At 43.8% G+C, this 416-nt stretch carries 1 protein-coding gene; it reads right to left on the bottom strand.

Going from position 1 to position 416, the window contains the following annotated elements; all coding sequences use genetic code 11:
* The coding region (locus CBF90_RS16565) for a phage integrase Arm DNA-binding domain-containing protein (RefSeq protein ID WP_172407890.1) at positions 1-400 on the bottom strand (400 nt) is incomplete at its 3' end.
* Positions 401-416 lie beyond the last annotated feature (16 nt).

Raw genomic sequence — 416 nt, 5'->3', positions numbered from 1 at the left:
CGTCTATGTATCCATTGAGCATTGCCGCAATTTCTTTTGTGGTGATGTCTTCAAGTGGAGCATCAGGCAGACCCCTCCTTATTGCTTTAATTTTGCTCATGTAATTTATGAGTGTCTTCTGCTTGATTCCTCTGCTGGCCAGGATTTTTTCGTAGCGATCAAGCCATGAATGTAACGTAACGGAATTATCACTGTTGATTCTCGCTGTCAGAGGCTTGTGTTTGTGTCCTGAAAATAACTCAATGTTGGCCTGTATAGCTTCAGTGATTGCGATTCGCCTGTCTCTGCCTAATCCAAACTCTTTACCCGTCCTTGGGTCCCTGTAGCAGTAATATCCATTGTTTCTTATATAAAGGTTAGGGGGTAAATCCCGGCGCTCATGACTTCGCCTTCTTCCCATTTCTGATCCTCTTCAA

This window comes from Microbacterium sp. AISO3, assembly GCF_002204305.1.
GTDB classification, from domain to species: domain Bacteria; phylum Actinomycetota; class Actinomycetes; order Actinomycetales; family Microbacteriaceae; genus Microbacterium; species Microbacterium arborescens.
Note: the sequence above shows the minus strand (reverse complement) of the source record. Positions and strands in the feature narration are given on the sequence as shown.